The 13,026-nt window shown below is 73.9% G+C and carries 9 protein-coding genes; 6 read left to right on the top strand and 3 right to left on the bottom strand.

The window, feature by feature from the left end; translation table 11 throughout:
* The first annotated feature begins 2 nt into the window (after positions 1 to 2).
* Positions 3 to 1,112, top strand: a complete 1,110-nt coding sequence (gene nagA, locus ACPFP2_RS22165; protein ID WP_424091086.1) for an N-acetylglucosamine-6-phosphate deacetylase — start codon at positions 3 to 5, stop codon at positions 1,110 to 1,112.
* A gap of 546 nt (positions 1,113 to 1,658) precedes the next feature.
* On the opposite strand, the gene ACPFP2_RS22170 is transcribed toward nagA, so the two are convergent.
* On the bottom strand, positions 1,659 to 2,870 hold the full coding sequence (locus ACPFP2_RS22170; RefSeq protein ID WP_424091087.1) for a DUF4032 domain-containing protein: 1,212 nt from the start codon (positions 2,868 to 2,870) through the stop codon (positions 1,659 to 1,661).
* A gap of 115 nt (positions 2,871 to 2,985) precedes the next feature.
* On the opposite strand from ACPFP2_RS22170, the gene ACPFP2_RS22175 reads away from it, so the two are divergent.
* Positions 2,986 to 3,753 carry a phosphatase PAP2 family protein gene (locus tag ACPFP2_RS22175; protein ID WP_424091088.1) on the top strand — a complete coding sequence of 256 codons (768 nt, stop codon included), beginning with the start codon at positions 2,986 to 2,988 and terminating at the stop codon, positions 3,751 to 3,753.
* 10 nt (positions 3,754 to 3,763) lie between these two features.
* Entirely contained in the window at positions 3,764 to 4,999 is a 1,236-nt protein-coding gene (locus ACPFP2_RS22180; protein WP_424091089.1) for an APC family permease, read from the top strand.
* A gap of 10 nt (positions 5,000 to 5,009) precedes the next feature.
* On the opposite strand, the gene ACPFP2_RS22185 is transcribed toward ACPFP2_RS22180, so the two are convergent.
* Positions 5,010 to 6,842 (bottom strand): potassium channel family protein, encoded by a 1,833-nt coding sequence (locus ACPFP2_RS22185; RefSeq protein WP_424091090.1) that lies wholly within the window; start codon positions 6,840 to 6,842, stop codon positions 5,010 to 5,012.
* A gap of 87 nt (positions 6,843 to 6,929) precedes the next feature.
* Here ACPFP2_RS22185 and ACPFP2_RS22190 point away from each other — a divergent pair, with 87 nt between their 5' ends.
* The gene (locus ACPFP2_RS22190) at positions 6,930 to 7,421 is read left to right on the top strand and encodes an MSMEG_6728 family protein (RefSeq protein WP_088976355.1); all 492 of its coding nucleotides are present in this window, start codon (positions 6,930 to 6,932) and stop codon (positions 7,419 to 7,421) included.
* Between the two features lie 39 nt (positions 7,422 to 7,460).
* Positions 7,461 to 8,990, top strand: a complete 1,530-nt coding sequence (locus ACPFP2_RS22195) for an FAD-dependent oxidoreductase (RefSeq protein ID WP_424091091.1) — start codon at positions 7,461 to 7,463, stop codon at positions 8,988 to 8,990.
* A 54-nt stretch (positions 8,991 to 9,044) separates the two neighbouring features.
* On the opposite strand, the gene adhE is transcribed toward ACPFP2_RS22195, so the two are convergent.
* Positions 9,045 to 11,633 (bottom strand): bifunctional acetaldehyde-CoA/alcohol dehydrogenase, encoded by a 2,589-nt coding sequence (gene adhE / locus ACPFP2_RS22200; protein ID WP_424091092.1) that lies wholly within the window; start codon positions 11,631 to 11,633, stop codon positions 9,045 to 9,047.
* Between the two features lie 198 nt (positions 11,634 to 11,831).
* Here adhE and ACPFP2_RS22205 point away from each other — a divergent pair, with 198 nt between their 5' ends.
* Positions 11,832 to 13,004: a hypothetical protein gene (locus ACPFP2_RS22205; RefSeq protein ID WP_424091093.1), complete on the top strand. Its 1,173-nt coding sequence runs from the start codon at positions 11,832 to 11,834 to the stop codon at positions 13,002 to 13,004.
* Positions 13,005 to 13,026: the final 22 nt, after the last annotated feature.

The following is a 13,026-nucleotide window of genomic DNA, read 5'->3' on the forward strand; positions in this document are numbered from 1 at the left end:
CAATGGCCCTGCGGGTGACCGGCAAGGTGGTGACCCCGACCGGCGTGCTCCGGCAGGGGTGCGTGGAGATCAACGGCGACCGGATCACGGCGGTGGCCGAGTACCCGGCGAAGCGGGACGGGCACTGGATCGTGCCGGGCTTCGTGGACATGCACACCCACGGCGGGGGCGGGCACACCTTCACCACCGGGGACGCCGACTCCGCCCGGCAGGCCGCCGCGTTCCACCTGGGACACGGCACCACCACGCTGTTGGCCAGCCTGGTCAGCTCCCCGTTCCCGCTGATGCGCGACGCCACCGCCGCCTTCGCCCCGCTGGTGGGCGAAGGGGTGCTGGCCGGCGTCCACTTCGAAGGGCCGTACCTGTCGGCGGCGCGGTGCGGCGCGCAGAACCCGGACCACCTGCGCGACCCGTCGACCGACGAGCTGTCCGAGCTGATCGAGCTGGGCGGCGGCGCGGTCCGGATGGTGACCCTGGCTCCCGAGCGGGCCGGCGCGCTGGACGCGATCAAGCTGCTCACCTCGCACGGGGTGATCGCCGCCGTCGGTCACACCGACGCCACGTACGACGAGACCCGGGCCGCCGTGGCGGCCGGCGCGAGCGTCGCCACCCACCTGTTCAACGGGATGCGGCCGGTGCACCACCGCGAGCCGGGTCCGGTGGTGGCCCTGCTGGACGCCCCGAACGTGGTCTGCGAGCTGGTCGCGGACGGGGTACACCTGCACGACGGCATGCTCGGCTTCGCCACCTCGACCGCCGGACCGGAGCGGGCCGCCCTGATCACCGACGCGATGGCCGCCGCCGGCATGCCCGACGGCACGTACGAGCTGGGCGGCCAGGACGTCGTCGTCTCCGCCGGGGTGGCCCGGCTGGCCCGGGACGGCGCGATCGCCGGCAGCACGCTGACCATGGACGCGGCGCTGCGGCACGCCGTCACCGCCGGCATCCCGATCGCCGACGCGGTCCGCATGGTGGCGACCACCCCCGCCCGGGCGATCGGTCTCGGCGACAAGGTCGGCGCACTCCAGGTCGGCCTCCGCGCGGACCTTGTCGTCCTCGACGACGACCTGGACGTGGTGCGGGTGATGCGCGGCGGCTCCTGGGTGGAGTGACGGTCGGGGCCGGCCCCGCGACTCCCCGGCCCACGGAGGCAGCCGCCCTCCGGCAGGGCCGCCCCGGGCCTCAGGGTCGCCGCACCGGCAGGGCCACCGCACGCCGCAGGGCCGCCGCACCCGGCAAGGCCGCCCCGGCGGCGGGACGGCCCATCCCATGTGCGGACGCTTTGCTCTGCATACACCCACGCACCAGTCACTCACCGTCAATGGGTGCCGCACCACCGCGTTGGAGCCTAGACCAGGAACACCAGCTCAGGGTGGTGGTGCGGTGGTGGCAGCAGAGCAAAGCGGCGCACCACCGGACCGGCACCCCAGCAGCCCGGTCACCAGGAGTAACCAGATCCGGTCGACTTCGGAGAGTCACGATCAGTGGGGCCAGCACACCGCACCGGCGACGCCCCCCGCACACCGCACAGGTGCGATCCCGACGCTACGGGCGCACCACCGCACCTCGCGCACCGCAACGGCGGCATGCCGACGCAGGCACGAGCCAGCCCGGCACGCCGACGCAGCACCAGCCCCGGGCGGAGCCGACACCGGCGGTCAGCCGGCCGTGGGGACCTCGACGCCGAGGACGGCCTGCTCGTCCGGGCGGTGCACCAGCACCTCCGACAGGTACGACTGCACCGCCGGGCCCATGCCCACGTCCCGGCCGGCACGCTCGGAGAGCAGCCACTTGTGCTCGATGATCTGCGCGAACAACTCCTGCGGCTCCAGCTTGCGGCGCAGGTGCGCCGGCACCGCCCGGACGACCGGCTCGAAGACCTCGGTCAACCAGCGGTGCGCCGCCTGCTGCTCGTCGGTCAGGTCGCTCTCCACCCGGTAGGCGTCCAGGTCGTTGAGCAGCCGGCGGGCCTGGTTCTCCTCGGCGTCCAGACCGGTCAGCCGGATCAGCCGCCGGGTGTGGTAGCCGGCGTCGACCACCTTGGGGCGGACCAGGTAGCGGCCGTTGTCGGCGGTCGACATCGCCACCTCGGCCACGTCGAAGCCCATCTCGTTGAGGCGGCGGATCCGGCCCTCGATGTCGTGCCGGGCCTCCCGCTCGACCGCCTGCTCGTAGGTGATCTCGTGCCACAGCCGCTCGTAGCGCTGCACGACCTCCTCGCAGACCACCTCGGGGTCGATCGACTCGTGCAGCAGCCCGGCGGCCTGGAGGTCCAGCGCCTCACCGAAGATGTTGACCCGGGCGATCTCCAGGTCCTCGCCGCGCTGGCCGTTGGAGAGGGTGTGGTGCAGCGCCCCGGTCTCCGCGTCGACCAGGTAGGCGGCGAACGCGCCCGCGTCCCGCCGGAACAGCGTGTTCGACAGCGAGCAGTCGCCCCAGAAGAAGCCGGTCAGGTGCATCCGGACCAGCAGCACCGCCAACGCGTCCAGCAGCCGGCCCATGGTCTCCGGGCGCAGCGTACGGGAGAAGAGCGCCCGGTAGGGCAGCGAGAACTGCAGGTGCCGGGTGATCAGCACCGACTCGAGGGGTTCCCCGTCCTCGGTCTGCCGGTCGGCCACGATCGCCACCGCCTCCACCGACGGGAAGTCGATCCGCTCCAGGGCCCGGAGCAGGTCGTACTCCCGCTCGGCGATCCGCTCGCGAGTCTCCTTGAACGCGTACACGTAGTCGCCGAGGCGGACGAAGCGGACGATGTGCCGGGAGATGCCCTGCGGCAGCGCGACCAGATGGTGCGCAGGCCACTGCTCCAGCGGCGTCGACCAGGGGAGGTCGAGCAGCGCCGGGTCGACGAGGGCCGAGGTGATCCGCACGGGGACAAGTGTGAAGGGTGCCCCCTGCGGAGCGCTTCCCTTCGTGGCTCGGCACACATCACCCGCCCCCGGCCCGCGCCGCTCGGCCGCAGCCCGGGGCCGGTAGCGTGATCGCGTGCGGGAGACCACGACGGTACGCGGCGGCGCGCGACTCCGGCCGGTGCGCCCCGCCGGCTGGTGGTACGACGCGCTGCTGCTGGCCGGGTTGGTCGGGCTGACCGTGGCGCTGGCCACCGGCCACTTGTTCGGGATCGACCGGGCGGTCGCCGACTGGGCGGCCGACCACCGGCCGACGGCGGCGTACTGGACGGCGGTGGTCTTCAACTACCTGGGCCAGGGCACCCCGCTGACGTTGCTCGCCGCCGGGCTGGGCGTGCTGCTGGCGGTCCGGCTCCGCTCGGTGCGTCCGATGCTGCCCCCGGTGCTCGCCTTCGCCCTGACCTACCTGACCATCGGCCCGTTGAAGGTGTGGACCGCGCGTCCGGCGCCCAGCGCGAGCGTCAAGGAACCCTTCCTGCCGCCCGAGCAGACCCTGCCGCTGTTCCAGGACGACCTGCCGGTCCGGTTCGCCCAGTCCTACCCGTCGGGGCACGTGGCCAACGCCATCGTCTGGTACGGCGTGATCGCGCTGCTGCTCGCCCCCCTGCTGCGCACCGCCGGCCGGAACATGCCGCCCCGGCTGGTCACCGTCGTACGGGTGGTGCCGCCGCTGGTGGTACTGACCACCACCACCTACCTGGGCTGGCACTGGCTCACCGACTCGGTGGCCGGGCTGCTGCTCGGCCTGCTGCTGGACCGGCTGCTGCACCGGATCCCCTGGGACGACGTGCCCCTGCCCGGCCGGTTGCGGGACTGGGACCGGCCGTTCACCTCGACCCTCTAGGGTGCCGCTCGTGGATCAACTCCGGCGGCGGTTGGGCGTACCCGAGGCGGTGCTCATCGGGCTCGGGTCGATGCTCGGCGCGGGCGTCTTCGTGGTCTTCGCGCCGGCCGCGGCGTCGGCCGGGGGCGCGGGGCTGCTCGTCGCGCTGGCGCTGGCCGGCTTCATCGCGTTCTGCAACGCGACCAGCTCGGCCCGGCTCGCCGCCCGCTACCCGGAGTCCGGCGGCACCTACGTGTACGGGCGGGAGCGGCTGAACCCCTTCGCCGGGTTCCTGGCCGGCTGGGGATTCGTGGTCGGCAAGACGGCCAGTTGCGCGGCGATGGCGCTGACCATCGGGGCGTACCTCTGGCCGGGTCAGGCCCGGCTGGTGGCGGTCGCCGCCGTGGTCGCGGTGACGGCGGTGAACCTGCGCGGCATCGCCAAGACCGCCGCCGCGACGACCGCCCTGGTGGTCGTGGTGCTGGTCGTGCTGGGTCTGGTCGCGGTGAGCGGGCTGGTCTCCGGTGACGTCCGGCTCGACCGGCTCGGCGCGGGCGGTGGCTCTGTCGGCGGTGTGCTGACCGCCGCCGGCCTGCTCTTCTTCGCCTTCGCCGGGTACGCCCGGATCGCCACCCTGGGCGAGGAGGTCCGCGACCCGGCGCGGACCATCCCCCGGGCCGTCCCGCTGGCGCTCGGCGTGGTGCTGGCGATCTACCTGGTGATCGCCGTGGTCGCGGTCGGCGTGCTCGGCGCGGACCGGCTGGCCTCGTCCGCCGCGCCCCTGGTCGACGTGGTGACCGCCGCCGGGCTGCCCGGCCTGGCCTGGGTGGTCCGGGCCGGCGCGACGGTGGCGGTGACCGGGGTACTGCTCTCCCTGCTCGCCGGGGTCGGAAGGACGCTGCTGGCGATGGCCCGCCGCCGGGACGTGCCCGCGGCGCTGGCCGCGGTGCACCCGGTGCACCGGGTGCCGCACCGGGCCGAGCTGGCGGTCGCCGCCGTGGTGGTCGTGGTGGTGGCGCTCGGTGACGTGCGCGGCGCGATCGGCTTCTCCAGCTGCACGGTGCTGGTCTACTACGCGATCACCAACGCCTCGGCGCTGACCCTGGGCGGCGAGCCGGGTCGCAAACTGCCGGTGCGGGCGCTCGCGGTGGCGGGGCTGGTCGGCTGCCTGCTGCTCGCGGTCAGCCTGCCGCCGGCCAGCGTCCTCGCCGGCTTCGGCGTCCTCGCCCTCGGCGCGCTCTGGTACGCCCTGCGCCCCCGCCGCTGAGCGGCGGCGTTCACTGCTCCGGCGGGCGGGGCGCCGGGGCACCGGCCGGACCCCGGCCCCGGGCCGGACTCGGGGTGCCGGTCGACGTCGATGCCGGGGCCGGCGGCGGGACCGGGGTGGTCTCGCGCAGCAGGGCGCTCAGCCCGGCCCGGCGGGCCACCACGGTCAGCCGGTCCCCCGCCGAGATCACCATCCGCGGGTCGGCCGTCCAGTCGGTCCGCTGCCCGGCCGGGGTGTGGGCGAGCAGACGCACCTCCCCGGGGCGGGCGACGGCGGAGAGCGGACGACCGTCCAGCGGCGCGCCGGCCACCACCGGCACCTCCACCACCAGCAGCGCGTGCCGGCCGACCGGGATGGTGGCGATCACCGCCCGGTCCAGCAGCGCGGCGGCGAACGCCGGTGCGGCCAGGTACGACACGCTGCGCGAGACGCCGATGTCGAACGCCCTCTGGATCCGCTCGGCGAAGTCGCCGTCGAAGAGGCGCAGCACCATCCGCAGCTCGGGGTTGAGCGCCCGGGCGTTCAGCGCGGCGCGCAGGTTGGCCCCGTCGTCGGTGGAGACCACCACCAGCGCCTGGCAGTGCTCGACGGAGGCGGACCGCAGCGTCTCCTCCCGGGCGGCGTCGCCGACGATCAGCGGTACGCCCAGCCGCCGGGCCAGCGACGCGCCGCGCGCCTCGGCGTGCCGGTCGATCGCGACCACCTCGACGCCGAAGTCCCGCAGCTGCGCCATCACCCGGGTGCCGATGTTGCCCAGCCCGACCACCACGACGTGCCCGGTGCGGTCCGGCTGGATCCGGCCGGCGTGCAGGGCCAGCCGGGCGTTGACGATGCCGTCGACGACCACGGCGGTGATCAGCGGGATCAGCGCCAGCCCGGCGAGGTTGAGCACCACCTGCATGACCTGCGCGGCGGCCGGCTTGTTGACGTCCGGGTCCTGGCCGCTGAGCGTGGTGACCAGGGTCAGGTAGAGCGCCTCCGCCCAGCTCACGTCGGTGGCGCGGGCGTTGAGCCAGCCGAGCCCGGCGATGACCGCGAGCAGCACGATCACCGCGATCCCGATCTTGCGGGTGGCGAAGCTGCGGACGGCCCGCAGCAGCACCGCCAGGGGTTGTCGCCGCCGCCGGGCGCGGACCAGCCGGCGGGCGGCCAGCTCGGTGCCGGCCGGCTGGCCGGTCGCCTCGGCGAGCACCACGTCGGCCGCCTGCTCGTCGGCGGGCAGCACCCGGACCAGGTCCGGGTCGGTGGTCACGGCCAGTCCGCAGACGACGTCCTTGGGGCGTACGTCGTCGCGCTCGGCGACGTACAGGGTACGGCCGGCGTGCCGGAAGTGGGTCGGGGCGACCTCGCCGAGCGCGGCGGCCACGAACGCCGGGGCGGCCATCGAGGCGTCGGAGAGCACCGCCGAGTCGGGGAAGAACTCGCGCAGGCCGTTGGCGAGGCTGGTGTTGAACATGCGGACCACCAGCCGCAGCCTCGGCTCGACCTCCTGGGCGCAGAGCGCGGCGTGCATGTTGCCGACGTCGTCCTGGTGCAGCAGGGCGAGCCCGGCCGCCCCGGCCAGGCCGGCCCGGCGGAAGGTCGCCTCGTCCAGCCGGTCGGCCCGGACGACCTGCACCCCGTCCAGCTCACGGCCGTCCGGCCCGTCGCCACGGCGGCGTTCGGGGACGATCAGCGTGATCCGGACCCGACCGGCGGCCAGCTCCGGGACGAGCAGGGCCCGCGCCACCCAGAACGACAGCGGATCGTGCCCGCAGATCACGTAGTGCGGGCGGTCGTCGTTGCCGCGCCACAGCCGGAGCCCGGCGGGACGGCGCAGGCGCTCGTTCTGGGGGTCCGCCATGACCGGATCGTAGTCAGCCGGTCGCGCCGGGCGCAGCCCCGTGGATCATGGAGGCATGTCGGGCCCGGCGGCGGGTAGAGCAGGCCCATGCAGACGTTCCTCCCGTATCCGGACTTCCTGGCGAGCGCCCGGACGCTGGACCAGAAGCGGCTGGGCAAGCAGCGGGTGGAGACGATCCAGGTGCTGCGCGGGCTGACCCGCCCCGACTACGGCTGGCGCAACCACCCGGCGGTGAAGATGTGGGCCGGCTACGAGGAGGCGCTCACCCGGTACGGGCTGGACGTGTGCGCCGTCTGGTGCGAACCGGGCCGGGCGGACACCTGCGCCGCCACCATGGTCACCGACCTGGCCGCCGCCTGCGGCCTGACCACCGTACGCACCCAGGCCGAGCTGGCCTCGGCCGGTGAGCTGCCGCCCTGGCTGGGCCGCGAGGACCTGCACCGCAGCCACCGCTCCTCGCTGCTGCGCAAGGATCCCGGGCACTACGGCCCGCAGTTCGGCGACGTCCCGCCCGACCTGGAGTACGTCTGGCCCGCCTCGGACCGCGAGCGGCGCTGTCTGCTGCCGTCGGACGGCTGAGCGGGCAGACTGGAGGCTCGCTCGGGCGGGAGGGTGCACATGACGCTGTCGCAGGTGGTGGGCCGGCTCATCGGCGTACGGGAGCAGGTGGTGGACCCCGGCGGCGGTGGCGCCCCCCGCGTGCCGCGACCGGTCGCGGCCGTGGTGGTCGGCGGCGGGATCGCCGGCATGTCGGCGGCGGTGGTCCTCGCCGAGCGCGGGGTGGACGTGACCGTGCTGGAGGCCGCGCCGACCCTGGGCGGCCGGCTCGGCGCATGGCCGGAGGCCCTGGCCGACGGCACCCAGATGAACGAGCACGGCTTCCACGCGTTCTTCCGGCAGTACTACAACTGGCGGTCGATCCTGCGCCGGGTCGACCCGCGTCTGGGCTTCCTCCGGCCGATCCCCGGCTACCCGATCCTGAGCGAGCAGTGGCCCACCGAGGAGTTCGGCCGGCTGCCCCCGGCCCCGCCGATGAACCTGCTCGCGCTGCTGGCCCGCAGCCCCAGCCTGCGCCTGGCCGATCTGCGGCAGATGGACCGGGACGCCGCGCTGCCGCTGCTCAGCTACGACCCGGCCCGTACCTACGCCGAGTTCGACGACACCACCGCCGACGAACTGCTCACCTCGCTGCGGCTGCCGGACCGGGCCCGGGCGATGCTCTTCGAGGTCTTCTCGCACTCGTTCTTCAACCACGAGGCGGAGATGTCGGCCGCCGAGATGATCGCCCAGTTCCACTTCTACCTGCTCGGCAACCCGGAGGGGCTGGCCTTCGACTGCCCGGACGAGGACTACGCGACGGCGATCTGGCAGCCGCTGACCCGGCACGTGGAGAAGCACGGCGGCCGGGTGGTCACCGGGGCCGCCGCGACCCGGCTGGACCGGGGGCCCGACGGCTGGCGGGTCACCGCCGCCGACGGCACGTCGTACCGCGCCGGGCACGTGGTGCTCGCCGTCGACCCGCCGGCGCTCGCCGCGCTGGTCGCGGCCTCTCCCGGCCTGGTCGCGGCGGCGCCGCGGCTGGTGGCACGGATGCCCGCGTTCGGTCAGGCCGGACCGCCGTACGCGGTGGCGCGCTACTGGATGGACGGGGACGTGCGCGCCGACCGGGCGGTGTTCAGCGGGGTGTCCCGCCAGCCCACCCTGGACTCGGTGACCCTCTACCACCGGCTGGAGCAGGAGTCCCGTCGCTGGGCGCAGCGCACCGGCGGTTCGGTGGTCGAACTGCACGCGTACGCCTGCGACGAGGGTGTGCCCGCCGACGAGTTGGCCGAGCGGATGCGGGTCGAGCTGTGCCGGCTCTGGCCGGAGGCCGCCGACCTGCGGGTACGCGAGCTGCGGGCCCGGGTCGAGGCGCAGGCCCCGGCCTTCACCCCGGGCAGCCACGCCGCCCGCCCGGGGGTACGCACCGACGCCGACGGTCTATACCTGGCCGGCGACGGCATCTCCACCGAGTTCCCCAGCGCGTTGATGGAACGGTCGGCGGCGACCGGGATCATCGCCGCCAACCACATCCTGCGTGCCGCGGGCGGGGCGGCCGAGCCGGTGCGCTCGATCCGGCCGCGCGGCCTGCTCGCCGGGCGACGCTGACGAGCCGGCCGCCCGCCCCGGGGACGTGGAACCCGGGCGGGCGGCCGGCCGGTCTCAGCGGCTCGCCCCGTCCCAGCGGGTGCCGTGGTACGCGGCCCGCATCAACTGCTGCATGTCGTCGAGCATCGGCATCCGCGGGTTGGCCGGCGCGCACTGGTCGGAGTACGCGTTGAGCGCCTGCTGCGGCAGCGCCGCCTCGAACGCCGCCTCGTCCACCCCGATCGCGGCGAAGGACGGCTCGATGCCGACCGCGTCGCGCAGCCGTTCCACCGCCTCCGCCAGCGACGCCACGCCCTGTTCCGGCGTCGCGGCGGGCAGGTCGAGCATCCGGGCGATCTCGGCGAACCGCTCCGGCGCCCGGTAGCTCTCGTACTTCGGCCAGCCGGAGAGCTTCGACGGGACGCTGCCGTTGTAGCGGATCACGTGCGGCAGCAGCACCGCGTTGGTCCGCCCGTGGGCGATGTGGAAGGTCGCGCCGAGGGTGTGCGACATGGCGTGCACGATGCCGAGGAAGGCGCTGCCGAACGCCATCCCGGCGATGGTGCCGGCGTTGTGCATCCGCTCCCGCGCCTCGCCGTCGGCGTCGACCACCGAGCGTTCCAGGTTGGCGAAGATGAGCCGGACGGCGTGCAGCGCCAGCCCGTCGGTGAAGTCGTTGGCGTACACCGACACGTACGCCTCGATGGCGTGGGTGAGCGCGTCGAAGCCGCTGTCGGCGGCGATGGCCCGGGGCAGGCTGGCGGTCAGCACCGGGTCGACGATCGCCACGCTGGGGGTGAGCGCGTAGTCGGCCAGCGGGTACTTCTTGCCGGTCCGGTGGTCGGTGATCACCGCGAACGGGGTGACCTCCGCGCCGGTGCCCGAGGTGGTCGGTACGCAGACCAGCCGGGCCCGTTCGCCCAGGGTGGGGAAGGCGAAGGCGCGCTTGCGGATGTCGAAGAACTTCTCCCGCATGTCCTCGAAGACCACGTCCGGGTGCTCGTAGCGCAGCCACATCACCTTGGCCGCGTCCATCGCCGAGCCGCCGCCGAGGGCTATGATGGTGTCCGGCTGGAAGGACCGCATCAGCTCCGCGCCCCGGTCGACGGTCGCCACGCTGGGCTCCGGCTCGACGTCGTCGATGATCTGGAGGGCGACCTTCCCCGCCCGCCGTTGCAGCACCCGATTGACCCGGTCGACGAAGCCCAGCCGGGTCATCGTCTCGTCGGTGACCACGGTGACCCGGTGCACGTCCGGCATCTCCGCCAGGTAGCGGATCGCGTTCGGCTCGAAGTAGATCTTCGAAGGGACCTTGAACCACTGCATGTTGTTGCTCCGCCGGCCGATCCGCTTGATGTTGATCAGGTTCACCGCCGAGACGTTGTTCGAGACCGAGTTGCGGCCGTAGCTGCCGCAGCCGAGGGTCAGCGACGGCAGGAAGGCGTTGTACATGTCGCCGATGCCGCCCTGCGAGGCCGGCGAGTTCCAGATGATCCGGACCGCCTTGACCCGCTGCCCGAACTCCTCCACCAGCGCCTCGTCCTCGGTGTGGATGACCGCGCTGTGCCCGAGCCCGTGGAACTCGACCATCTGCTCGGCGTAGCGCAGGCCCTGCTCGCGGGTGCCGGCGCGGAGCAGCGCCAGGACGGGGCAGAGCTTCTCCCGGGTCAGCGGCTCGTCCGGGCCGACCCCGTCGACCTCGACCAGGATCACCGAGGTACGCGGCGGCACGGTGATCCCGGCGCGCTCGGCGATCCACTCGGCGGTCCGCCCGACCACGTCGGGATTGAGCTTCCCGGCGGGGAAGAGCAGCGTCTCCAGCTTGCGCTTGTCCTCGGCCGTGGCGAGGTACGCGTGCAGCCGCCGGAACTCGGCCAGCGCCGCGTCGTACACGGCGTCGTCGACGATCGCCGCCTGCTCGGAGGCGCAGATCATGCCGTTGTCGAACGACTTGGAGAGCACGATGTCGTTGACCGCGCGCTTGAGCTTGGCGCTCGCCTCCACGTACGCCGGCACGTTGCCGGCGCCCACGCCGAGTGCCGGCTTACCCGCCGAGTACGCCGCGCGGACCATGCTGTTGCCGCCGGTGGCGAGGATCGTCGCGATGCCCGGGTGGTGCATCAACGCGCTGGTCGCCTCGACCGAGGGCTCCTCGATCCACTGCACGCAGTGCGCGGGGGCGCCGGCGGCGACCGCCGCGTCCCGGACCGTGCGGGCCGCCTCGACGCTGCACCGCTGCGCCGACGGGTGGAAGGCGAAGACGATCGGGTTGCGGGTCTTCAACGCGAGCAGCGCCTTGAAGATGGTGGTCGAGGTGGGGTTGGTGACCGGGGTGATGCCGGCGACGACGCCGACCGGGTCGGCGATCTCGACGATGCCGTTGATCTCGTCGCGGCTGATCACGCCGACCGTGCGGGTCGTCGCCATGCTGTGCGTGACGTGCTCGCAGGCGAAGATGTTCTTCACCGCCTTGTCCTCGAAGACCCCCCGTCCGGTCTCCTCGACGGCCAACTGGGCGAGCGCGGCGTGCCGGTCGAGCGCGGCCACGGACGCCTTGCGGACGATGTGGTCGATCTGCTCCTGGTCGAACCGGTCGTAGTCGGCCAGGGCCTTCAGGCCGTCGGCGACCAGTGCGTCGATCCTGGCGGTGAGTTCGGTCGACATGCTTCACCTCGGCGGTTGCGGCGTCAGGGGCATCTTCAGCATCGGCCCGCCGGGGCGCGGGCGGTGGTGCGCAAGGACCCGTTCCGCGGTGGCCGAAGGTCCCGTTCGCTGATTCGGACAAATCCCCCGCACCGCTGATCTACCCTCGACTCACGTCCGTCGACGCCGGCGAGCCGCCGGCACGGGAGGTCGAGGAGGGTGTCGCCACTGCGCCGGTCCACCGTGGACACCGTGCCGGAGACCGCCGAGGGCGGCCGCGACGACGCGTACGGGCTGCTCCGCGACGAGCGGGCCTGCGTCGTCACCGCGCTGCGGCTGGGCTGGTGGATGGCCGACGCGTACCACCACGCGCGGACCGCCGACCTGACCGGCCCGGACGAGCGGCCGGTCACCGCCCCGCCCAAGCTGACCAACCTCACCGAGATGTCCGGCCGGCACCGGATGCGGCTGTACCTCGACGCGGTGGAGGTGGCCATGGCGCAGATCGCCGAGCTGACCGCCACCGACCGGCCCGGCCCGTCCACCGCCGCCGCCGCCCACGAGCGCACCGGCGGCGACCCGCTCCTGCTCGCCCTCGACGAGTTGAACGTGGACGTGCTGCGCTGGTCGACCGCCACCAACCACCGGGTCGGGCTGGCGTACCGGCTGGGGCGCTCCCTCGCCGACACCGTCCGCCACGGTGACGCCGACCTGCTGATCCGCCGGTTCGACGGTCGGCAGATCCAGCTCAGCCGGTGGCTGGACGAGCTGGCCACCGTGCTGCCGCCGTACTCGGCCGGGGTGGTGCGCCGGTCACTGACCGAGTGGGCGGCGGCGGTCACCCGGGCCACCGTCGGCGACCCGGCCGAGGCCGGCCCGGCCGAACTGGCCCGGGAGCTGCGCAACCAGGGTGACCTGTGGCGGGGCGTGCTCACCGGCGGGCTGCACCCGAAGGACCTGCTCGACGAGGAGAACTGGGCGGTGGTGGCCCGCAACCTGATCATCCGGGACCGCAAGCTCGTGGTGCAGGCGGCGCGCGGCATCTTCTGGCCGGTGCTCGTACCCCTGCTGGCGGTGCTCGGCGCGGTGGTCGGGGTGAGCGCCGCCGCGGCGGCCGGCTCGCCCACCACCCGCGCGGCCGTGGCCCTGGTCGGTCTCGGCGCCGGGCTCACCGCCATCTGGCGTTCGGTCTCCGGCCCCGCCCTCACCGTCGCCGCCGAGGTCAACCGGCCACTGCTGGACAGCGAGCTGACCATGCAGATGGCCGTCCGGATCAACCGGCCGCTGACGGCCGCGCGGGCCGCCGCCCGCACCGGGCGACAGCGGCGGCCCCACCGCGACGAGGGTGGATCGAAATACGTTGCTCCCCGCTCCGGGGCCGACCTACCGTGATCGCGCAAGGTCGACCAGTCAG

The organism is Micromonospora citrea (assembly GCF_049629545.1).
Classification (GTDB): Bacteria; Actinomycetota; Actinomycetes; order Mycobacteriales; family Micromonosporaceae; genus Micromonospora; species Micromonospora citrea_A.

Coding starts and splice junctions, on each gene's coding strand:
- ACPFP2_RS22195 (WP_424091091.1), top strand. CDS start 7,461: ATGACGCTGTCGCAGGTGGTGGGCCGGCTCATCGGCGTACGGGAGCAG.
- ACPFP2_RS22185 (WP_424091090.1), bottom strand. CDS start 6,842: ATGGCGGACCCCCAGAACGAGCGCCTGCGCCGTCCCGCCGGGCTCCGG.
- ACPFP2_RS22190 (WP_088976355.1), top strand. CDS start 6,930: ATGCAGACGTTCCTCCCGTATCCGGACTTCCTGGCGAGCGCCCGGACG.
- adhE (WP_424091092.1), bottom strand. CDS start 11,633: ATGTCGACCGAACTCACCGCCAGGATCGACGCACTGGTCGCCGACGGC.
- nagA (WP_424091086.1), top strand. CDS start 3: ATGGCCCTGCGGGTGACCGGCAAGGTGGTGACCCCGACCGGCGTGCTC.